Origin of the sequence: Georgenia sp. AZ-5 (assembly GCF_043952095.1) — a bacterium.
Taxonomy (GTDB): domain Bacteria; phylum Actinomycetota; class Actinomycetes; order Actinomycetales; family Actinomycetaceae; genus Georgenia.
On the sequence record NZ_JBINOU010000001.1, the window covers coordinates 3,343,165 to 3,365,237 of the forward strand.

Genomic DNA, 22,073 nt, shown 5'->3' on the forward strand with positions numbered 1-22,073 from the left:
AGGTCGCCCACCGGGCCGCCGCCGAGCGTCAGGCGGGCGTGGAGCACGCCGTCCTGGTGACGCGACCGGCCGGCGACCGGCCGCCGGTCGCCGCGGCGCCGCTCGAGGCTGCGCTGGTGCTCGCGGGCACGGGCGCCGTCGGTCAGCACGGGCGCGAGGATGCGCCGCGCCGCCAGGTACGCCTGGCGGTACTCCACGACGCGGCCGAGGTCGGTGACCGGGCCGGCGATCAGCCCGACGACGGTGAGCGCGCCGGCGACGGCGTCGGAGACCGCCGCGGCGAGCCGGCCGCGCCGCCTGCGCAGCTCGCGCGAGCGCTGGAGCGCCGGGCCGGCCAGCACGGCGAGCACCGCAACGAGCAGGAGCATCGGGCCCGCGACGGCCAGCGCCAGCGCCGGGTCGAGCACCGCGAGGGTCGCCGTCGCCCCCAGGATGGTCGGCACGCCCACCACCAGCGGGGTGATTCCCAGGGCGACCCAGTTGCGCACCGCGGAGAGGTCGTTGGTCGTGCGGGCGACCGTGATACCCAGGCCGGGCCCGCCGTCGGTCCACAGCGCCGGCGGCCAGCAGGCCGCTGCGCAGCTGCCGCACGTAGTGCTGGCTGAGCCGCTCGGCCACACCTTCTCGGCGGCGCGCAGCGCGCCCATCCCGACCGCGGCGAGCCCCACGACCGCGGTGGCCGCCAGGCGCTCGGCGCCGGATCCTGCCGACAGGGGCAGCGGCAGGACCAGCGCCGTCACGCCGGCGCACACGGCCTGGCCGACGCCGGTGGCCACGAGGCCGGCGAGCATGCGGCGCCGGACGCCGGACCACAGGGGTGGGAGGTGCTGCGCCCCCGTCCGCGCCGTCATCGCGGCAGCAGCGCCGTCGCCGTCCCGGGCTCGACGAGACCGAAGGTGGGCAGGACGGGCACGGCGAGGGCGGCGCCGGCCTCGCGGGTGGCGAGGGGCGAGGCGGTGAGGACGCCGCTGACGGCCGCCACGTCGATCCCCGCGTCCTCGAGCACCCGCACGCCCGCGCTCGCGCCCAGGGCGTCGCCGGCCGCGAAGACGACGCGGTCGACCACGGCGGGGAAGATCGGGTCGCCCAGGAGGCGCGCGGTCTCGGCCTGGTAGACGCCGTCGGCGATCTCCACGACGACGACGTCCGGCTGCGACGCCGCGAGGGCGTCCACCACCGACGCCAGGAGCGCGCGGACCCGGCCGTGGTCGACGCGGAACGTCGACGGCAGGCCGAAGTCGGTGAAGTCCAGGACGGCCGCGGCGCCGGCGTCGGCGAACAGGCGGGGGTCGCCGCCCGCGCCCGTGCCGGTGACCTTGCCCGCGGCCACGCGCAGCCCGGAGGTGGCCAGGCCGCGCACGAGGCAGGCCAGCGTGGTGGACTTCCCGGAGTTCATCGACGTGCCGAGCACCGCGACCACGGTGGGCCGGCCGGCCGGGAAGCGCCCGGACGCGGTTCGGGGTACGTCCGTGCGCAGCCGGTGCGGGGCCAGCCGCGCGAGGTTGACGACCCCGGCGTGGTCGGCGAGGAGCCCGACGGGCTCGAGGACGGTGGCGGGCGCCATGCCGGCGTGCTGGGCGGTGACGACGCCGGTCAGGCCGCCGGCGGCGATGAGGTGGGAGCTGCGCAGGTCCTGCGGGACCGCGGCCTCGAACTGGTCGGGCGCGTAGCGGTGGCCGTAGGCGACGAGGACCTCGTCGCCTACGAAGAGCGTCTGCCGGCGGCTTCCCGGTCCCTCCAGCCGCTTGTGCTGCCCGATCTCGGCGACCCGGGCGAGCACGACGTCCCCGGCGGCGGGGCGCACCGCGGAGCCGGAGAGCAGCTCGTAGCCGCCGGGGTCCATCTCGACGCGCCGGGCGAGGAACCGCGTGGTGTAGGCCTTCTTGGCGCGCGCCATCCGCTCCGCGGCGACGGGCGTCCTGACGGCGGTGGCCTCGTCGGGGATCTCGGTGGTGCTCAGCACGGTGGCGGCGGTCGCGGTCATGGCTTCTCCTCGTCTGTGGCTTGCCTCCAGCCGGCGCCGGGGACGAGAAGGACGCTATGGACCACCCATGAGCCGGAGATGACGCGTTCGTGAGAGGGCTCTCATGGCGCGGACACCTCCCGTTCAGCACGGCCGGGCAGGTGCTGCCGGGGCGCGCACCTCCGCCGGGCTCGCCCGGACGGTTCAGACGGGTCCCACGCTGGCGCCCCGACGTTCCCGGTGGCACGGGACTGATGTCCCGACTGTCCCCGGCCGTTCCCGAGCCCTCGCGGGTGTGCGTGCGCGAACGAGCGGCGGCCCACCCCGTGGGGCGGGCCGCCGCTGCGTCACGCGGGCCCAGTCGGGGTACCGGACCTCACTCGAGGATGGCACCCCGGGACGCCGACTTCACGAGCTTGGTGTACTTGCCGAGCACGCCGCGGGTGAACTTCGGGGCCAGTGGCTCCCAGCCCTCCTTGCGGCGCTCGAGCTCCGCGGGGTCGACCAGGAGGTCGAGGGTGCCGCTGGCGACGTCGAGCCGGATGCGGTCGCCGTCCTGCACGAACGCGATGGGGCCCGCATCCACCGCCTCGGGCGCGATGTGGCCGACGCACAGGCCGGTGGTGCCGCCGGAGAACCGGCCGTCCGTCATGAGCAGGACGTCCTTGCCGAGCCCCGCACCCTTGATGGCGCCGGTGATGGCCAGCATCTCGCGCATGCCCGGGCCGCCCTTGGGGCCCTCGTAGCGGATGACGACCACGTCGCCGTGGGTGATCGTCCCGTCCTCGAGTGCGTCCATCGCGGCACGCTCCCGGTCGAAGACCCGGGCGGTGCCCTCGAAGACGTCGTTCTCGAAGCCCGCCGACTTCACGACGGCACCCTCGGGCGCGAGGGATCCGTGCAGGATCGTGATGCCGCCCGTCGCGGCGATCGGGTCGCTCGCGGACCGCAGCACCTTGCCGTCGGGGTGCTCCGGGCGCAGCTTCTCGAGGTTCTCGGCCACCGTCTTGCCGGTGACGGTCATGCAGTCGCCGTTGAGAAGGCCCTCGTCGAGCAGGGTCTTCATGACGACCTGGATGCCGCCGACCCGGTCGACGTCGTGCATGACGTACTGGCCGTAGGGCTTGAGGTTTGCCAGGTGCGGGACCTTGGCGCCGATGCGGGCGAAGTCGTCGAGCGTGAGGTCGACGTCGGCCTCGTGCGCGATGGCGAGCAGGTGGAGCACCGCGTTGGTGGAGCCGCCGAAGGCCTGCACGACGGCGATGGCGTTCTCGAACGCCTCCTTCGTCATGATGTCGCGGGAGGTGATGCCCTGGCGCAGCAGCTCGACGACGGCCTCTCCCGCCCGGTGCGCGGCCGCGTCGCGCCGGCGGTCCGCCGACGGCGGGGTCGCGGAGCCGGGGATGGACATACCCATCGCCTCGGCCACCGTGGCCATGGTGTTGGCGGTGTAGTAGCCGCCGCAGGCACCCTCGCCCGGGCAGATGGCGCGCTCGATGCGGCCGAGGTCCTCGTGGCTCATCAGGCCGCGGGAGCACGCGCCGACCGCCTCGAACGCGTCGATGATCGTCACGTCCTTCTCGGTGCCGTCCGAGAGCTTGACGTGACCGGGCATGATCGAGCCCGCGTAGATGAACACGCTGGCGAGGTCCAGGCGCGCGGCCGCCATGAGCATGCCGGGCAGCGACTTGTCGCACCCGGCGAGGAGCACCGAGCCGTCGAGACGCTCGGCCTGCATGACCGTCTCGACGGAGTCGGCGATGACGTCGCGCGAGACCAGCGAGAAGTGCATGCCCTCGTGGCCCATCGAGATGCCGTCGGACACGGAGATGGTGCCGAACTGCATCGGGTACCCGCCGCCGGTGAAGACGCCCTCCTTGGCCGCCTGCGCGAGCCGGTTGAGCGACAGGTTGCACGGCGTGATCTCGTTCCACGAGCTCGCGATGCCGATCTGGGGCTTGGCGAAGTCCTCGTCCCCCATGCCGACGGCGCGCAGCATGCCGCGTGCCGCGGTGGCTTCGATGCCGTCGGTGACCTGTCGGCTGCGGGGCTTGATGTCCGGCCGTGCCGGGGCGTCCGTACTCATGGGCGCGAGTCTAGGACGCAGCGCGCGGGACCACCGCGCCCGGGCCGAGGAGCGGACGGCGGACGTGCCGACGTGACGGCCGCGCCCGCCGAGGGCGGACGCGGCCGTGCCGGGGGACGACGGCTCAGGCCTCGGCGCGCACCTGGTGGTCCGAGCCGGCCCGGATGTGCCGGGTCACCCACGGGGCGAGCACCAGCAGGGCGAGCGCGAAGACCAGCGCGACGGCGCCGATGCCACCGAAGTAGGCGGAGTCCGAGACCCCCGCCGTGGCCTGGACCAGCTGGGCGGTGATCGCCTGGCCCGCGGCGGGCGCCAGGAACCACAGGCCCATGGCCTGACCGCGGAAGGCCTTGGGCGCAAGCAGCGTGGTGGCGGCGAGCCCGACCGGGGAGAGGCACAGCTCCCCGAGCGTCTGGAGCAGGTAGGTGAACCCGAGCACCCAGGCCGGCGCCAGGGTGTCGGCGTAGTAGGCCGACGCCGCGGCGAGGAAGAGGAACGACAGCGCGGCGAGGCCGAGGCCGACTGCGAACTTCACGGCTGTCGGCGGCCGGCCGTCGAGCCGGACCCACAGGGCCGCGAACACCGGCGCCAGCACCACGATCAGCGCGGGGTTGACCGACTGGAACAGCTCCGGGGAGATCGCGACGCCGAAGAGGCTCAGGTCGGTGCGGTCTGCGGCGAAGGCAGCCATCGTCGTGGCGGCCTGCTCGAAGATCATCCAGAAGATCATCGCGCCGACGAAGAGCGGGATGTAGGCCAGCAGGCGCGAGCGCTCCGGAGCGGTGACCTTCGGCGAGCGGTACATGACCAAGAAGTACAGGACGGGCGTCGCGAAGGCGAGCAGCGACATCGTGTCGATGAAGGCTTCGAGGACGGACCCGCCCCCGACCAGGGCGACGACCACGGCGAGCACGACGATCGCGACGGCGCCGAGGACGACGCGGCGGAGGAGGGCGCTGCGCTCGTGCGGCTGCACGGGGTTCGCCACAGCCTCCCCGGCACCGCCCAGCAGGCGACGGCCGGCGACGAAGAACGCGAGGGCGAGGGCCATGCCCACCGCGGCGACGGCGAAGCCGGCGTGGAAGCCGCCCCAGCTGCGCGCGAGCCCCACGAGGAACGGCGCCGCGAGGGAGCCGAGGTTGATGCCCATGTAGAAGATCGAGAAGGCGCCGTCGCGGCGGGGGTCGTCCCGGTCGTACAGCTCGCCCACCATGCTCGAGACGTTGGGCTTGAGCAGCCCCGTGCCGAGCGCGACGCAGACGATCCCGGCGAAGGAGAACCCGGCCCCGGGCACCGTCAGCAGGAGGTGACCGGCGGCGATGACGATGCCGCCGTAGAGCACCGCCCGCCGCGCACCGGTGACCCGGTCCGCCAGCCACCCGCCCACGATGGAGAGCAGGTACACCGAGGTGCCGTAGATCGACACGAGCGCGACGCCGGTGGTCTCGGCGATGCCGAGGCCGCCCTCGTCCACCGCGCCGACCAGGTAGTAGAGGAGGATGGCGCGCATGCCGTAGTAGCTGAAGCGCTCCCACAGCTCCGTGCCGAAGAGCGTCATCAGGCCCATCGGGTGGCCGAAGAAGGCCCGCGGCCGCGGGAGCTGGCGTGCCTGAGTCGCCGTGCCGGTGCTTGTCGTCGCTCCGTCGATCTGTTGCTTGTCTGTCATGTCTCGACCGGTTCAGCTCCGCCGCGCGTCCGCGGGCGCGCGGCATTGTCGGGGATGGGAACCACCGTGCGTACGGCCTGGCGTACCGGCACACACGGGCAGTCCACGTGTGGCCGGCAGACTCCTCGGCGGCGCCGAATGACGGGCGAGATGCCCGTGACCACGACGCTTGAAACAGATATGGGCCGCAACGCGTCGTTGCGGCCCATATCTGGAAGGGATGTTCGGCGGTGTCCTACTCTCCCACACAGTCTCCCGTGCAGTACCATCGGCGCTGAGGGGCTTAGCTTCCGGGTTCGGAATGGGACCGGGCGTTTCCCCCTCGCTATGACCGCCGTAACTCTGTGGAGATGTCCGGCCCGACCAGCACCTGGGCTGGTCGTGGGGCGTATCTCGGGAACCGTACAGTGGACGCGTGCAGTGCTCTGCTGCTTTTTTGTTGTGGGCAAGTTGTCGGCCCATTAGTACCGGTCAGCTCCACGGGTTGCCCCGCTTCCACGTCCGGCCTATCAACCCAGTGGTCTGCTGGGGGCCTTCCCAGGACAAGCCTGGCGGAAACCTCATCTTGAAGCAGGCTTCCCGCTTAGATGCTTTCAGCGGTTATCCCTCCCGAACGTAGCCAACCAGCCGTGCTCCTGGCGGAACAACTGGCACACCAGAGGTTCGTCCGTCCCGGTCCTCTCGTACTAGGGACAGCCCTTCTCAAGTTTCCTGCGCGCGCAGCGGATAGGGACCGAACTGTCTCACGACGTTCTAAACCCAGCTCGCGTACCGCTTTAATGGGCGAACAGCCCAACCCTTGGGACCTACTCCAGCCCCAGGATGCGACGAGCCGACATCGAGGTGCCAAACCATGCCGTCGATATGGACTCTTGGGCAAGATCAGCCTGTTATCCCCGGGGTACCTTTTATCCGTTGAGCGACGGCGCTTCCACAAGCCACCGCCGGATCACTAGTTCCGACTTTCGTCCCTGCTCGACCCGTCAGTCTCACAGTCAAGCTCCCTTGTGCACTTGCACTCGACACCTGATTGCCAACCAGGCTGAGGGAACCTTTGAGCGCCTCCGTTACATTTTAGGAGGCAACCGCCCCAGTTAAACTACCCACCAGGCACTGTCCCTGGTCCGGATCACGGACCGAGGTTAGATGTGCAGTACGACCAGAGTGGTATTTCAACGGCGACTCCACCCCCACTGGCGTGGGCGCTTCACGGTCTCCCACCTATCCTACACAAGCCGTACCGAACACCAATACCAAGCTATAGTAAAGGTCCCGGGGTCTTTCCGTCCTGCTGCGCGTAACGAGCATCTTTACTCGTAGTGCAATTTCGCCGAGTTCGCGGTCGAGACAGCGGAGAAGTCGTTACGCCATTCGTGCAGGTCGGAACTTACCCGACAAGGAATTTCGCTACCTTAGGATGGTTATAGTTACCACCGCCGTTTACTGGGGCTTAAATTCTGAGCTTCGCCCCGATGGGCTGACCCGTCCTCTTAACCTTCCAGCACCGGGCAGGCGTCAGTCCGTATACATCGTCTTGCGACTTCGCACGGACCTGTGTTTTTAGTAAACAGTCGCTTCTCCCTGGTCTCTGCGGCCCAAAAGGGCTAGCCAGCGTGTGGCTTCACCCCTCAGGCCCCCCTTCTCCCGAAGTTACGGGGGCATTTTGCCGAGTTCCTTAACCACGATTCTCTCGATCGCCTTGGTATGCTCTACCTGACCACCTGAGTCGGTTTCGGGTACGGGCGGCTAGTCCCTCGCGTCGAGGCTTTTCTCGGCAGCATAGGATCACCCTGCTTCCCCCTACGGGGTCACCATCGGACCTGAGGCTCATATGGGGTGCGGATTTGCCTGCACCCCGCCCTGCATCCTTAGACGTGCATTGCCATTAAGCACGCGGTGGCTACCTGTCTGCGTCACCCCTGTTAACACGCTTACCTACTGCCGGATCGGGTCCCACGCGCGGGCGGCCGGTGCCCCCCGAAGGGGACGGTGACCGCCGTTGGGTGGTTAGCATCACCGGGCTCGGTATGGTCGGTCCTTCGCCGGTACGGGAATATCAACCCGTTGTCCATCGACTACGCCTGTCGGCCTCGCCTTAGGTCCCGACTTACCCAGGGCGGATTAACCTGGCCCTGGAACCCTTGGTCATTCGGCGGACGGGTTTCTCACCCGTCATTCGCTACTCATGCCTGCATTCTCACTCGTGTGGGATCCACGCCTGGGTCACCCCGGCGCTTCGCCTCCCACACGACGCTCCCCTACCCACCCACGCCCCTGCACCAGCCTCAAGGACTGGCGAAGGTTATGCGTGAGTGCCACGGCTTCGGCGGTGTGCTTGAGCCCCGCTACATTGTCGGCGCGGAATCACTTGACCAGTGAGCTATTACGCACTCTTTCAAGGATGGCTGCTTCTAAGCCAACCTCCTGGTTGTCTGGGCAACTCCACATCCTTTCCCACTTAGCACACGCTTAGGGGCCTTAGCCGGTGATCTGGGCTGTTTCCCTCTCGACTACGAAGCTTATCCCCCGCAGTCTCACTGCCGTGCTCACACTTACCGGCATTCGGAGTTTGGTTGACGTCAGTAACCTTGTAGGGCCCATCGGCCATCCAGTAGCTCTACCTCCGGCAAGAAGCACACGACGCTGCACCTAAATGCATTTCGGGGAGAACCAGCTATCACGGAGTTTGATTGGCCTTTCACCCCTACCCACAGGTCATCCCCTCAGTTTTCAACCTAAGTGGGTTCGGTCCTCCACACGCTCTTACACGTGCTTCAACCTGCCCATGGGTAGATCACTCCGCTTCGGGTCTAGAGCACGCGACTGTTTCGCCCTGTTCGGACTCGCTTTCGCTACGGCTTCCCCACCCGGGTTAACCTCGCCACATGCCACTAACTCGCAGGCTCATTCTTCAAAAGGCACGCCGTCACCCCTGCTAGGGAGGCTCCGACGGATTGTAAGCATCCGGTTTCAGGTACTATTTCACTCCCCTCCCGGGGTACTTTTCACCTTTCCCTCACGGTACTAGTCCGCTATCGGTCACCAGGTAGTATTTAGGCTTACCAAGTGGTCTTGGCAGATTCACACGGGATTTCACGGGCCCCGTGCTACTCGGGATCCCCACAAGGAGGCCCGGGCGTTTCGTCTACGGGGGTCTCACCCACTGTGCCCGGCCTTCCCAGACCGTTCGACTACACCCGAGCTTTGTCAACTCCCCACCGCCCCGGCAGAGGCGGTCAGTGGGTCCCACGACCCCGGAGGTGCAACGCCCGCCGGCTCTCACACACCCCCGGTTTAGCCTGATCCGCTTTCGCTCGCCACTACTCACGGAATATCTCTTCCTGTGGGTACTGAGATGTTTCACTTCCCCACGTTCCCCCCACACGCCCTATATATTCAGGCGCGGGTAACCGCACATGACTGCGGCCGGGTTCCCCCATTCGGACACCCTCGGATCACAGCTCGTTTGCCAGCTCCCCGAGGCTTATCGCAGGCTACAACGTCCTTCTTCGGCTCCTGGTGCCAAGGCATCCACCGAATGCTCTTAAAAACTTGACCACAAAAGATCAAAGATGCTCGCGTCCACTGTACAGTTCTCAAGCTACGCACCAACACCCACCCACCACCATCAACCGATGATCGCGGGCCGGGGCGGCCACCAGAGCAAACCGGAACCCACCACCCGCGTTCGCGGGGCGTCCGGCGGCGCCGGACCCGTGGGGCCTGTTCCCTCAGGACCCAACAGCGTGCACAAGCTCTCGACGTTCCACCCATGAGCAACCACCCCGACGGTCGTTCGCCGCGGGACGTGGCCACCAGACCCACCCAGCCGACCCGGTTCCCGCCGGCTGCGAGCAGCCGGCGTACTACAGGCCGTGGGCGTTCCGGAACGCTCCTTAGAAAGGAGGTGATCCAGCCGCACCTTCCGGTACGGCTACCTTGTTACGACTTCGTCCCAATCGCCAGTCCCACCTTCGACGGCTCCCTCCCAAGGGTTGGGCCACCGGCTTCGGGTGTTACCGACTTTCGTGACGTGACGGGCGGTGTGTACAAGGCCCGAGAACGTATTCACCGCAGCGTTGCTGATCTGCGATTACTAGCGACTCCGACTTCATGGGGTCGAGTTGCAGACCCCAATCCGAACTGAGACCGGCTTTTTGGGATTCGCTCCACCTCGCGGCTTCGCCACCCTTTGTACCGGCCATTGTAGCATGCGTGAAGCCCAAGACATAAGGGGCATGATGATTTGACGTCATCCCCACCTTCCTCCGAGTTGACCCCGGCAGTCTCCCATGAGTCCCCGGCATAACCCGCTGGCAACATGGGACAAGGGTTGCGCTCGTTGCGGGACTTAACCCAACATCTCACGACACGAGCTGACGACAACCATGCACCACCTGTGCACCGACCTTGCGGGGCGCCCATCTCTGGACGTTTCCGGTGCATGTCAAGCCTTGGTAAGGTTCTTCGCGTTGCATCGAATTAATCCGCATGCTCCGCCGCTTGTGCGGGCCCCCGTCAATTCCTTTGAGTTTTAGCCTTGCGGCCGTACTCCCCAGGCGGGGCACTTAATGCGTTAGCTGCGGCACGGAAACCGTGGAAACGGCCCCCACACCTAGTGCCCAACGTTTACGGCATGGACTACCAGGGTATCTAATCCTGTTCGCTCCCCATGCTTTCGCTCCTCAGCGTCAGTAACGGCCCAGAGACCCGCCTTCGCCACCGGTGTTCCTCCTGATATCTGCGCATTCCACCGCTACACCAGGAATTCCAGTCTCCCCTACCGCACTCTAGTCTGCCCGTACCCACTGCCGGCGCGAGGTTGAGCCTCGCGTTTTCACAGCAGACGCGACAGACCGCCTACGAGCTCTTTACGCCCAATAATTCCGGACAACGCTTGCGCCCTACGTATTACCGCGGCTGCTGGCACGTAGTTAGCCGGCGCTTCTTCTGCAGGTACCGTCACCCCGAGGGGCTTCTTCCCTGCCGAAAGAGGTTTACAACCCGAAGGCCGTCATCCCTCACGCGGCGTCGCTGCATCAGGCTTGCGCCCATTGTGCAATATTCCCCACTGCTGCCTCCCGTAGGAGTCTGGGCCGTGTCTCAGTCCCAGTGTGGCCGGTCACCCTCTCAGGCCGGCTACCCGTCGCCGCCTTGGTAGGCCATCACCCCACCAACAAGCTGATAGGCCGCGAGCCCATCCCCAACCGAAAAACTTTCCACACACCAACATGCGTTCGCGTGTCATATCCGGTATTAGCACCAGTTTCCCGGCGTTATCCCGAAGTCGGGGGCAGGTTACTCACGTGTTACTCACCCGTTCGCCACTAATCCACCAGCAAGCTGGCTTCATCGTTCGACTTGCATGTGTTAAGCACGCCGCCAGCGTTCGTCCTGAGCCAGGATCAAACTCTCCGTAAAAAACCCGCGGCACCCACACGCCCCCCAAAGAGAACGCGCACGCACCGACAAACCATACGAAGACAACCCCCAACCCCAAAGAGCCGGGAGCCAATCCATGGCATCCGCACCACCCCCCGGACGGGGCCCAGGACATGGCGCGCAACCAAAACAAAACAAACCCATGGACGCCACCACCGGCCCGACCCACGAACGAGTCAGACCGACCAGCGACACCCAGGATCAAATGGCATCAAAAACTTGGCACACTGTTGAGTTCTCAAAGAACAGACACACACCATCAGACCCAGAAACCGAAGTTCCCGACCCCTCCGGGGCAACCTCTCAATACTAACCATCCCGGCCCCCCGCGTCAACCCCGCCGCAACCAACCGACGAGACCGACCCCGAGCACCGCTCCGGCCACCCCCCACGGCGCGGCACACGGCCACGACCAATCTCAAAGGGGCTCCCCGCGGGACCGGCCACCATCTCGGTGTCCGTGCCTCCCTGGCGGGACTCCGAAATATTAGACAGACCCCGACCCGGGAATCAAACCCACACAACATGGCCTGCGCCACACCCCGCGCTGCTGCTTCGCCCACCCCGCCCGACGAGGTCGCCGGCACGACCCGCCCGGCCGAGTCCTGTGCGCGAGCCGCTCCGGGCGCTTCCCGTCACGGGCGCCTTTGGCGCGTCCCGCCACGGGCGTCTCGGGCGGGTCCCGTCACGGGCGCCTTTGGCGCGTCCCGTCTCAGGCGGGTCCCGTCACGGGCCGCTCCAGGCGCGTCCGGTCACGGGCGGGTCCGATCGGGTGCTGCGGGGTGACTCGTGCCCGGTGTGCCCGGGCAGCCACCGCCACGCAGGAGCCGAGCCGCTCAGACGCCCGCGTGCCACTGGCGCCACCGGCGTCCCGGCCGCTCGGGGTACCTCGCGGAGCTGCCCCTGGCCCTCGGTGGCACCAACCCGATCACCGACTCGCACTGGGTCGAGGCGCTGCTGCTGATCATCTCCGCCGTCACCCTCTCGGGCGACACCCGGGGCGTCGGCAGGTGGTGGGCCCCGCATGACCGGCGAGAACACCTGGCTGCGCTGACCTCAGGCACGGCAGCACGACCCGCGACCCCGCGAAGGGCTCTGGTCCACCGGATCAGAGCCCTTCGTCTGCGCCGTCCGCAGCGCGCTGTCGCCGCAGCGTCAGGACCTCACGCGGCGGTCAGACCCTCAGGGCCTCCCGCCCGCTCGCTCCCTCCGCGAGGCCACGCTCCGCCTCGGCCTTGACCGCCTCGGCCACGGCCTCCGCGACGCGGTGGTCGAACACGCCGGGGATGACGAACGCGCTGTTGAGCTCGTCCGGGCTGACGACCTCGGCGATGGCCACGGCCGCCACCCGCAGCATCTCGTCGGAGATGACCGAGGCGCCGGCGTCCAGCAGCCCCCGGAACAGGCCCGGGAACGCCAGCACGTTGTTGATCTGGTTGGGGTAGTCGCTGCGCCCCGTCGCCACCACGGCGGCGGTCATCCCCGCCTCGATCGGGTCCACCTCGGGAGTGGGGTTCGCCAGGGCGAAGACGATGGCGCCGTCGTTCATCTTGGCGACGTCCTGGCCGGTGAGGATGTTGCCGGCGGAGACGCCGATGAACACGTCGGCGCCGACCAGCCCCTCCTGGAGGGAGCCGGTGAACCCCTCGGCGTTGGTGTTCTCTGAGATCCAGTTGCGGTACTCGTCCCCGTTGGTCGCGCCGCGGTGCAGCGCGCCCTGCCGGCCGAAGCCGATGATGTGCCGCGCTCCCTGGCGCATGAGCAGCTTGATGATCGCGGACCCCGCGGCGCCCACGCCGGAGACGACGATGCGTACGTCCTCCAGCTTCTTGTCGACCACCTTCAGCGCGTTGATGAGCGCCGCGAGCACGACGATCGCCGTGCCGTGCTGGTCGTCGTGGAAGACCGGGATGTCCAGCTCCTCACGCAGCCGCGCCTCGATCTCGAAGCACCGCGGCGCGGAGATGTCCTCCAGGTTGACCCCGCCGTACACCGGCGCGAGCGCCTTGACGATCGCGATGATCTCCTCGGTGTCCTTGGTGTCCAGGCAGACCGGCCACGCGTCGACGTTGGCGAACTGCTTGAACAGCGCCGCCTTGCCCTCCATCACCGGCAGCGCCGCCGCCGGGCCGATGTCCCCCAGGCCCAGCACCGCGGTGCCGTCGGTCACGACGGCGACGGTGTTGCGCTTGATCGTCAGACGCCGGGCGTCCTCGGGCTTCTCCGCGATCGCCAGGCACACGCGCGCCACCCCCGGGGTGTAGGCGCGCGAGAGGTCGCGGCGGGTCTTGAGCGGCACCTTGGGCGTCACCTCGAGCTTGCCGCCGAGGTGCATGAGGAACGTCGAGTCGCTCATCTTCAGGACCTGCACGCCCTCGAGCGCGTTGAGCGCGGCGACGACCCGGTCCCCGTGCTCGGCGTCGACGGTGTCGCACGTGACGTCCACGATCAGCTTCGTCGTCGTCGAGTGGGCGATGTCCACCCCCATGACCGCCGCGCCGGCCTCGGCGACCGCGCCGACCAGGGTGCTGGTGGCGCGCTGCGAGGCGGGGACCTCGACGCGCAGGGTGATGGTGTAGCTCGGGCTGGGCAGCGTCATCGCTAAGTCCTCTTGCGTTGTATCAGGGGTGTCACGGCAGTGTGAATCGTAACGCCCCCCGCGTTCGGGAAACCGAACGCCCGTGCGCAGCACGGACGGCCCCCTCCCGTGCCGGGGAGGGGGCCGTGGTGTGGGCGGTCAGCCGATCCGTTCCATGAGCAGCTCGCGCACGCGCGCGGCGTCGGCCTTGCCGCGGGTCGCCTTCATCACCGCGCCGACGATCGCGCCGGCCGCCTGGACCTTGCCGCCCCGGATCTTCTCGACGACGTCGGGGTTCGCGGCCAGCGCCTCGTCGATGGCCGCGTCGAGCGCACCGTCGTCCGAGACGACCTCGAGGCCGCGGGCCACGACGACCTGCTCGGGCGAGCCCTCACCGGCGAGCACACCCTCGAGGACCTGCCGGGCGAGCTTGTCGGTGATGCGGCCGGCGTCCACCAGCGCGGCGAGCTCGGCGACCTGCTGCGGCGTGATGGCCAGGTCCTCCAGCGCCACGCCGTCGGCCTTGGCAGTGCGGGACAGCTCGCCCATCCACCACTTGCGGGCGGCGGCGGGCGTGGCGCCGGCGGCGACCGTGGCCTCCACCAGGTCGCCCGCCCCGGCGTTGACCAGGTCGCGCATCTCTGCGTCGGAGTACCCCCACTCCGCCTCCAGGCGACGGCGGCGGAGTGCCGGCAGCTCGGGCAGGTTGGCCCGGATCTGCTCGACCCACTCGCGCGGCGGGGCCAGCGGCACGAGGTCCGGCTCGGGGAAGTACCGGTAGTCCTCGGCGTCGGACTTCACCCGGCCGGAGGACGTCGTGCCCGAGTCCTCGTGCCAGTGCCGCGTCTCCTGCAGGACCTGCTCCCCCGCGTCCAGGAGCGCGGCCTGGCGGGAGATCTCGTAGCGCACCGCCCGCTCCACCGAGCGGAAGGAGTTGACGTTCTTCGTCTCGGTCCGGGTGCCCAGCGGCGAGTCCGGCGTCGGGCGCAGCGAGACGTTGACGTCGGCGCGGACGTTGCCGCGCTCCATGCGCGCCTCGGAGACGCCGAGCGCGCGGAAGATGTCGCGCAGCGTGCTGACGTACGCGCGCGCCACCTCCGGGGCCCGCTCCCCCGCGCCCTCGATGGGCCGGGTGACGATCTCCACCAGCGGGATGCCGGCGCGGTTGTAGTCCACCAGGGAGTACTCGGCGCCGTGGATCCGCCCGGTCGCGCCGCCGATGTGGGTGTTCTTCCCGGCGTCCTCCTCCATGTGGGCGCGCTCGATCTCGACGCGGAAGACCGTGCCGTCCTCGAGCTCGACGTCGAGGTGGCCGTCGTGGGCGATGGGCTCGTCGTACTGGGAGGTCTGGAAGTTCTTCGGCACGTCCGGGTAGAAGTAGTTCTTCCGGGCGAACCGGCAGCTCTCCGCGATGGAGCAGTTCAGCGCCAGGCCGATGCGCACCGCGTACTCCACCGCCGTGCGGTTGACCACCGGCAGCGCGCCCGGCAGGCCGAGGGAGACGGGCGTGATCTGCGTGTTGGGCGCGGCCCCGAACGTCTGCGGGGCGCCGTCGAACATCTTGCTCTTCGTGCCCAGCTCCACGTGCACCTCGATGCCGAGGACGGGGTCGTACCGCTTGACGGCGTCGTCGTAGTCGACGAGGTCGACGGTTTGCGTGGTCATCGGGCTGCCACCTCCAGCTCGGGGGCCCGCGTGAGCAGCGGCCCACCCCACACTTGCGTGAGCAGGCGCTCGAGCACGCCGCCCACCCGGTACAGACGGGCGTCCTCGCGGGCGGGCGCGAGGACCTGGAAGCCCACCGGCAGCCCGTCGTCGCTCAGGCCCGAGGGCAGCGAGAGCCCGGGGATGCCGGCGAGGTTCGCCGGGATGGTGGCGACGTCGTTGAGGTACATCGCCATCGGGTCGTCCAGCTTCTCCCCGAACCGGAACGCCGTCGTCGGGGCGGTGGGCGAGACGAGCACGTCCGCCTGGGCGAACGCCTGGGCGAAGTCGCGCTGGATGAGGGTGCGGACCTTCTGCGCCGAGCCGTAGTAGGCGTCGTAGTAGCCGGCGGAGAGCACGTGGGTGCCCAGGATGATGCGGCGCTTGACCTCGTCGCCGAACCCGGCGCCGCGCGTGGCGGCCATGACGCGCTCGGCGGTGACCGGGCCGTCGGTCGGCTCGACGCGCAGGCCGAAGCGCATGCCGTCGAACTTGGCCAGGTTCGAGGAGGCCTCGGCCGGCATGATCAGGTAGTAGGCAGCCAGCGCGTAGTCGAAGCTGGGGCAGGAGACCTCGACGACCTCGGCGCCGGCCTGCTTCAGCAGCTCGACCGACTCGAGGAAGCTGCGGCGCACGCCGTCCTGGTAGCCCTCGCCGCCGAGCTCCTTGACGATGCCGACGCGCAGACCCTTGAGGTCCTCGGCGCGGGCGGCGGCCACGTACCCGGTGGCGGGCTCGGGCAGGGAGGTCGAGTCGAGGGGGTCGTGCCCGCCGATCACCTCGTGCAGCAGCGCGGCGTCGAGCACCGTGCGCGTGACGGGCCCGGCCTGGTCGAGGGAGGACGCCATGGCGATGAGGCCGTAGCGCGACACCGACCCGTAGGTGGGCTTGACCCCGACCGTGCCGGTGACGGCGGCGGGCTGGCGGATCGAGCCGCCGGTGTCCGTGCCGATGGCCAGCGGCGCCTCGTACGCGGCGACGGCGGCGGCGGAGCCGCCCCCGGAGCCGCCGGGGATGCGCTCGAGGTCCCAGGGGTTGCGGGTGTTGCCGTATGCCGAGTGCTCGGTGCTCGACCCCATGGCGAACTCGTCGAGGTTGGTCTTGCCCAGGATGGGCATGCCGGCCTCGCGCAGCCGGGTCACGAGCGTCGCGTCGTAGGGCGGCACCCAGCCCTCGAGGATCTTCGAGGCGGCCGTGGTGACCTGCCCCTTGGTGACCACGATGTCCTTCACCGCGACCGGCACGCCGGCGAGCGCGGGAAGCTCGGCGCCGGCGAGGCGGCGCGCGTCGACGTCGGCGGCCATGGCGAGCGCCTCGTCAGTGTTGACGTGCAGGAAGGCGTGGACGTCGCCGTCGACGGCGGCCATCCGGTCCAGGTGGGCCTGGGTGGCCTCGACGCTGGACACCTCCTTGGCTGCCAGCAGCTCGGCCAGCTCGGCGGCGCTGCGCCGGGTGAGGTCGTCGGTGCTCATGCGTCCTCCCCGAGGATCTGCGGCACCACGAAGCGGCCGTCGTCGGCGGCGGGCGCGGCGGCCATGACGGCGCCGACGTCGAGCGTCTCGACCACCACGTCCTCGCGCATCACGTTGGTCAGCGGGATCGGGTGGGAGGTGGCGGGCACGTCGGGCGTCGCGACCTCGTTCACGCGGGCGACGGCCGAGGCGATGACGTCGAGCTCGCCGGCCAGGCGCTCGACCTCCTCGCCCGTCAGCTCGATGCGCGCGAGGGCCGCGACGCGTGCGACCTCGTCGGAAGAGATGGTGGACATGTGCGCGAGTCTAGACGCCCGCCGCGCGTCGCCGCCGGGGCCGACCGCGCCGCGGGCGGCGCGGGGAACGGGGGCGCGCCGCCTACGCCGAGCGGGCGATCAGGGCCAGCAGCGCCAGGGCGTAGGCGTCGGCGGCCGCCGGGGCGACGTGCTCCGCCGCGCCGCCGTCACCCGGCAGGTCGGTGCTGACGCGGTAGCCGCCGTCGCCGCGCGACAGGTGACGGAACGTGCCGCCGAGCAGCTCGCGGAGCTGGTCCTCCCGCGGGAGCCAGAGCGTCTCCTCGAGGGTCACCGAGTCCAGCGCCCACTCGGTGGTGCCGTTGAAACCGAGGATCGTGCCGGTCGGGTAGGTGCGGGCCTCGATGGTCATCTCGGACAGCGTGAACACCTCGCCGAGGAGGTCCGGCTTGTCGATGGTGAACCGGTCGCCCGGCGCCGGGCGCCAGCGCAGGCCCGCCTCCCGCAGGGCCCGCGCGAGCTCGATGGAGATCACGCCCCCAGTATCGCCTCGGCGGTGTCGTGGGCGCCCGGAACCCCGGCCGTCGCCCGTCGCGGACGCCCGGGGATCCGCCGTCCGCCGGTAGGTTGGCGCCATGCCGCTCCGTCAGCGCCTCGGCCACGCCCTCCTGGACGTCTCGCGCATCAGCCGCCGCGACGTGTGGCGGGCGGCGCGGTGGTACGTCACCGCCGTGGGCACGGCCCAGGCCGTCGCGATCACCACGGTGGTGGCCGTCGACCGCGTGCGCAAGCGCCGCGAGCCCCCCACCGGCGAGTTCCCGCGCACCGAGCCGACGACGGTCCCCGTGGCCGACTCGGAGGTGACGACCTACACGTACGGGCGCGACGTGTACGCCGACATGCTGAAGGCGATCCGGGAGGCGAGGCGCCGCATCTACTTCGAGACGTTCATCTGGAAGTCGGACGAGGTCGGTGCCGAGTTCAAGGAGGCGCTGCTCGACGCGGCCAGGCGCGGCGTGGACGTGTACATCGTGTTCGACAGCTGGGGGAACCTCGTCGTCCCGCCGAGCTTCAAGCAGTTCCCGGACATGCGGACGCTGCACGTGCTGCGCTTCCCGCTGTTCCGGCCGGGCCTGCTGACGATGAACCTCCGCAAGACCGGCCGGGACCACCGCAAGCTCCTCGTGGTCGACGGCGAGGTCGGGTTCGTCGGCGGTTACAACATCGGCTCCCTGTACGCCACGCAGTGGCGTGACACCCACCTGCGGGTGACCGGCCCCAGCGTGTGGGAGCTGGAGAACGCGTTCGTCGACTTCTGGAACGACCACCGCAAGCAGCACCACCCGCGCATCCCCGACCAGGGGGCGCGGCAGTGGGACGCGCGCATCCGGGCCGCGCAGAACGCCCCGGCGCGGCTGCTGTTCCCGGTCCGGGGGCTGTACCTCGAGGCCATCGACCGGGCCCAGCACCACATCTACATCACCCAGGGCTACTTCATCCCCGACCGCGAGATCCTCGCCGGCCTGGTGGGCGCCGCCCGTCGCGGCGTCGACGTCAAGGTGCTCATCCCCGAGGTCTCCAACCACGTGCTCGCCGACTGGGCGGCGCGCACCTACTACCGGCGGCTGCTGGAGGCGGGCGTGGAGCTCTGGCTGTTCCAGGGCGCGATGGTCCACGCCAAGACGATGACCGTGGACGGCCGGTGGACCACCGTGGGGACCACCAACATCGACCGCATGTCGATGACGGGCAACTTCGAGGTGAACCTGGAGATCTACGGCGACACCCTCGCCGAGCAGATGCAGCGGATCTTCGAGACGGACCTCACCAACTCCCGGCGCCTCACCCTGGACGAGTGGCGGGCGCGCGGCCCGGTGGTCAAGCTCCTCGAGCGGCTGCTGCGCCCGCTGGGCCCGCTGCTCTAGCGGGCAACCAACGCCCGAAGCTCGCGGACGTAGCACCACATGATCGCGTCGGGGTCCCACTCGCCGACGTAGTCGCGCGCCCGCTCCCGGCGGTAACCGAGCCGCTCGTAGAGGCGGTGCGGAGCGCCCGGGCCGTCCTTGGAGAACACGGACAGGACCAGGACCGGGTAGCCCTGCTCGCGCGCCCACTCCTCCGCGCCGCGCAGCAGCGCCTCGGCCACGCCCCGGCGCTGGGCGGCGGGGTCGACGGCGAGCATGCGCACCTCCAGCTCCTCGCCGCGGGCGATGTCGGCGTAGGCGGCGCCGGCCGCGGCGAGCGTCACCGTCCCGACCGCCTCCCGCCCGTTCCGCGCCACCAGCACCACGGCGTCGGCGGCTCGCGCGGCGACGTCGCGCATGTGGCGGGCGTACCACTCGTCCGGACCGGCGAGCAGGTGGGCGGCCGCGTAGGCGCCCACGCAGATGTCGCCGACCCGCGCGAACTCCTCGGCACGGACCAGGTCGACGGTGAGGCGGGCGGCGGAGACGGTCACCGGGTGATCATCCCAGCCGCCCGGGCGAGGACCGCCCGCGGCACACCGCGCGCGCCGCGGAGCCCGGGCCGCTCACCCCGCCCGGACGAGGTCCGCCACGGCGTCCGGGCCGCCCTCGAGCAGGGCGAGGAAGCCCGCCTCGTCCAGGATGGGCCGGCCCAGCTCCCGGGCCTTGTCCTCCTTGGTGCCGGCGTTGGCCCCGACGACCACGAAGTCGGTCTTCTTCGACACCGACCCGGCGGCCTTGCCCCCGCGGAGGATGATCGCCTCCCTGGCCGAGTCCCGGCTGAAGCCCTCGAGCGAGCCGGTGACCACCACGGTCAGTCCCTCGAGCGTGCGCTCCACGGACTCGTCACGCTCGTCGGCCATGCGCACGCCGGCGGCGTGCCAGCGGTCGACGATCTCGCGGTGCCACTCCTCCTCGAACCAGCGCTTGAGCGCCGCGGCGATGACCGGGCCGACGCCGTCGACGGCGGCCAGCTCCTCCTCGCTGGCCTCCCGGATCGCGTCGAGGGAGGCGTAGTGCGTGGCCAGCGCGCGCGCGGCGGTGGGACCGACGTGCCGGATCGACAGGGCGACCAGGACCCGCCAGAGGGGCTGCGACTTGGCCTTGTCCAGCTCCGCGACCATGCGCTCGGTCGTCGCGGTCGGCTTGGACGGCTTCGAGACGCTGCCGTCGCGCTTGTACGTGGGCGTCGTCCAGAAGAAGAGCCGCTGCTCCCACCGGCCCGTGCCGGCGCCGTCCTTCCTGATCTCCCGCCACACCCGCACGTCGCGCAGGTCCTCGACGGTGAGGTCGAACAGGCCCGCCTCCGTGGTGAGCGCGGGCTGCTGGCGCGGGGGCAGCTCCGCCTCGGCGGCCGCGAGGTCCTCCGGGGCCGGCACCGGGCCGTGCCCGGCGGCGACCGCGAGCGCGGCGACGGCGTTCTCGCGCCCCGCCTCGGGATCGGTCAGCGCCAGGGCGGCCTCGCCGCCGAGCGCCTCGATGTCGAGGGCCCCGCGGGAGGCGATGTGGGCGACGCGCTCGGTGAGCTGCGCCGGGCACGAGCGCGCGTTGGGGCAGCGCAGGTCGACGTCGCCCTCCTTGGCCGGGGCGAGCGGCGTCCCGCAGGAGGGGCAGCCCTCCGGCATGACGAACTCGCGCTCGCTGCCGTCGCGCAGGTCCACCACGGGCGCGACGATCTCCGGGATGACGTCCCCGGCCTTGCGCAGCACCACCGTGTCGCCGATGAGCACGCCCTTGCGCCGGACCTCGTTGGCGTTGTGCAGGGTGGCCATGCCCACCGTGGAGCCCGCGACGAGGACCGGCTCCATGACCCCGTACGGCGTGACCCTGCCGGTGCGGCCGACGTGGACGCGGATGTCGAGCAGCTTGGTGTTGACCTCCTCCGGCGGGTACTTGTAGGCCGCCGCCCAGCGCGGCGCGCGGGAGGTGGCGCCCATCTGCCGCTGGAGGGCGAAGTCGTCGACCTTGACGACGATGCCGTCGATCTCGTGCTCGACGGTGTGCCGGTGCTCGCCGTAGTAGGCGATCATCTCCTCCGCCTCCTGACGCGAGCGCACCACCCGCGTGTGCCGGGAGACCGGCACGCCCCACGCCCGCAGCTGCTCGTAGAGCTCCCACTGGGAGGCGAAGACCTTCGGCGGCGTGGCGCCGCCCCAGTCGAGGGCGCCGACGCCGTGCGCGATCATGTCCAGCTGGCGTGAGGCGGTCACCCGCGGGTCCTTCTGGCGCAGCGAGCCTGCGGCGGAGTTGCGGGGGTTGGCGAAGGGGGCCTTGCCGGCGGCCACGAGGGAGGCGTTGAGCTCCTCGAACGCCGCCACCGGGAAGAACACCTCGCCACGGATCTCGATGCTGGCGGGGTGGTGGTCCCCGGCGAGCTGGTGCGGCACGGAGGCGATCGTGCGGACGTTGAGCGTGACGTCCTCGCCGGTGCGCCCGTCGCCGCGGGTGGCGGCGCGGACCAGGCGGCCGTCCTCGTACAGCAGGTTCACGGCGAGCCCGTCGATCTTCAGCTCGCAGGTCATGGCGACGTCGGTGCGCCCGGCCGCGGCGTGCACGCGCGCCGCCCACTCGCGCAGCTCCTCGAGGGAGAAGACGTCCTCCAGGCTCATCATCGGCTCGCGGTGGGTGACCGTGGCGAACTCGGTGGAGAACGTGCCGCCGACGCGCTGGGTCGGCGACTCCGGCACGCGCAGGTCCGGGTGCGCCTCCTCGAGTGCCTCCAGCTCCCGCATGAGCTGGTCGTACTCGGCGTCGGAGATGGTGGGCGCGTCCCGGACGTAGTAGGCGAACTGGGCCGCCTCGACCCGCTCGGCCAGTGCCACCCATCGCTGGCGCACCTCGGCGCCGGCCGCGGCGGGCACGTCCGTGCTCACGCCGCCCTCGGGCACCTCGTCGGACGGTTCGGTCTCGTCAGCGGTACGGGTCTCGGTCACGGTCACATCAT

At 70.0% G+C, this 22,073-nt stretch carries 12 protein-coding genes and 3 rRNA genes; 2 read left to right on the forward strand and 13 right to left on the reverse strand.

Annotated features, from left to right (window positions below):
- The first annotated feature begins 38 nt into the window (after positions 1–38).
- Positions 39–605, forward strand: a complete 567-nt coding sequence (locus ACF0H8_RS15690; protein WP_395289823.1) for a hypothetical protein — start codon at positions 39–41, stop codon at positions 603–605.
- A gap of 242 nt (positions 606–847) precedes the next feature.
- Here ACF0H8_RS15690 and ACF0H8_RS15695 read toward each other — a convergent pair whose 3' ends face one another.
- From ACF0H8_RS15695 to ACF0H8_RS15745, 11 genes are all read right to left on the reverse strand, one after another.
- A complete protein-coding gene (locus tag ACF0H8_RS15695) occupies positions 848–1,984 on the reverse strand; it encodes a DUF1611 domain-containing protein (RefSeq protein WP_395289824.1) in 1,137 nt (378 codons plus the stop codon).
- Positions 1,985–2,339: 355 nt separating this feature from the next.
- Positions 2,340–4,049, reverse strand: a complete 1,710-nt coding sequence (gene ilvD / locus ACF0H8_RS15700) for a dihydroxy-acid dehydratase (RefSeq protein ID WP_395289825.1) — start codon at positions 4,047–4,049, stop codon at positions 2,340–2,342.
- 124 nt (positions 4,050–4,173) lie between these two features.
- Positions 4,174–5,715 carry a peptide MFS transporter gene (locus ACF0H8_RS15705; RefSeq protein WP_395289826.1) on the reverse strand — a complete coding sequence of 514 codons (1,542 nt, stop codon included), beginning with the start codon at positions 5,713–5,715 and terminating at the stop codon, positions 4,174–4,176.
- 222 nt (positions 5,716–5,937) lie between these two features.
- Positions 5,938–6,054, reverse strand: a 5S ribosomal RNA gene (gene rrf / locus ACF0H8_RS15710).
- A 102-nt stretch (positions 6,055–6,156) separates the two neighbouring features.
- A 23S ribosomal RNA gene (locus tag ACF0H8_RS15715) occupies positions 6,157–9,273 on the reverse strand.
- A 342-nt stretch (positions 9,274–9,615) separates the two neighbouring features.
- Positions 9,616–11,136: ribosomal RNA gene (locus ACF0H8_RS15720) — 16S ribosomal RNA — on the reverse strand.
- Together the 16S, 23S and 5S rRNA genes form the textbook arrangement of a ribosomal RNA operon.
- Before the next feature lie 1,195 nt (positions 11,137–12,331).
- The gene (locus ACF0H8_RS15725) at positions 12,332–13,756 is read right to left on the reverse strand and encodes an NAD-dependent malic enzyme (protein WP_395289827.1); all 1,425 of its coding nucleotides are present in this window, start codon (positions 13,754–13,756) and stop codon (positions 12,332–12,334) included.
- Between the two features lie 138 nt (positions 13,757–13,894).
- Complete coding sequence (gene gatB, locus ACF0H8_RS15730) at positions 13,895–15,400, reverse strand: Asp-tRNA(Asn)/Glu-tRNA(Gln) amidotransferase subunit GatB (protein WP_395289828.1); 1,506 nt, start codon at positions 15,398–15,400, stop codon at positions 13,895–13,897.
- A complete protein-coding gene (gene gatA / locus ACF0H8_RS15735) occupies positions 15,397–16,911 on the reverse strand; it encodes an Asp-tRNA(Asn)/Glu-tRNA(Gln) amidotransferase subunit GatA (RefSeq protein ID WP_395289829.1) in 1,515 nt (504 codons plus the stop codon). Before gatA ends, gatB begins: the two co-directional genes overlap by 4 nt.
- On the reverse strand, positions 16,908–17,207 hold the full coding sequence (gene gatC, locus ACF0H8_RS15740; protein ID WP_395289830.1) for an Asp-tRNA(Asn)/Glu-tRNA(Gln) amidotransferase subunit GatC: 300 nt from the start codon (positions 17,205–17,207) through the stop codon (positions 16,908–16,910). The genes gatA and gatC overlap by 4 nt, the downstream gene beginning before the upstream one ends.
- A gap of 82 nt (positions 17,208–17,289) precedes the next feature.
- A complete protein-coding gene (locus tag ACF0H8_RS15745; protein WP_395289831.1) occupies positions 17,290–17,700 on the reverse strand; it encodes a pilus assembly protein CpaE in 411 nt (136 codons plus the stop codon).
- A gap of 100 nt (positions 17,701–17,800) precedes the next feature.
- On the opposite strand from ACF0H8_RS15745, the gene ACF0H8_RS15750 reads away from it, so the two are divergent.
- Positions 17,801–19,090: a phosphatidylserine/phosphatidylglycerophosphate/cardiolipin synthase family protein gene (locus ACF0H8_RS15750; protein ID WP_395289832.1), complete on the forward strand. Its 1,290-nt coding sequence runs from the start codon at positions 17,801–17,803 to the stop codon at positions 19,088–19,090.
- On the opposite strand, the gene ACF0H8_RS15755 is transcribed toward ACF0H8_RS15750, so the two are convergent.
- Positions 19,087–19,623 (reverse strand): GNAT family N-acetyltransferase, encoded by a 537-nt coding sequence (locus tag ACF0H8_RS15755; protein ID WP_395289833.1) that lies wholly within the window; start codon positions 19,621–19,623, stop codon positions 19,087–19,089. The genes ACF0H8_RS15750 and ACF0H8_RS15755 overlap by 4 nt on opposite strands.
- Before the next feature lie 72 nt (positions 19,624–19,695).
- Entirely contained in the window at positions 19,696–22,062 is a 2,367-nt protein-coding gene (ligA, locus tag ACF0H8_RS15760; protein ID WP_395289834.1) for an NAD-dependent DNA ligase LigA, read from the reverse strand.
- Between the last annotated feature and the right edge of the window lie 11 nt (positions 22,063–22,073).

Excerpts from the sequence above, each read along its gene's own strand:
- ACF0H8_RS15695 (WP_395289824.1), bottom strand. The coding sequence starts at position 1,984 with ATGACCGCGACCGCCGCCACCGTGCTGAGCACCACCGAGATCCCCGAC.
- gatA (WP_395289829.1), bottom strand. The coding sequence starts at position 16,911 with ATGAGCACCGACGACCTCACCCGGCGCAGCGCCGCCGAGCTGGCCGAG.
- ACF0H8_RS15750 (WP_395289832.1), top strand. The coding sequence starts at position 17,801 with ATGCCGCTCCGTCAGCGCCTCGGCCACGCCCTCCTGGACGTCTCGCGC.
- ACF0H8_RS15705 (WP_395289826.1), bottom strand. The coding sequence starts at position 5,715 with ATGACAGACAAGCAACAGATCGACGGAGCGACGACAAGCACCGGCACG.
- gatB (WP_395289828.1), bottom strand. The coding sequence starts at position 15,400 with ATGACCACGCAAACCGTCGACCTCGTCGACTACGACGACGCCGTCAAG.
- ilvD (WP_395289825.1), bottom strand. The coding sequence starts at position 4,049 with ATGAGTACGGACGCCCCGGCACGGCCGGACATCAAGCCCCGCAGCCGA.
- gatC (WP_395289830.1), bottom strand. The coding sequence starts at position 17,207 with ATGTCCACCATCTCTTCCGACGAGGTCGCACGCGTCGCGGCCCTCGCG.
- ACF0H8_RS15725 (WP_395289827.1), bottom strand. The coding sequence starts at position 13,756 with ATGACGCTGCCCAGCCCGAGCTACACCATCACCCTGCGCGTCGAGGTC.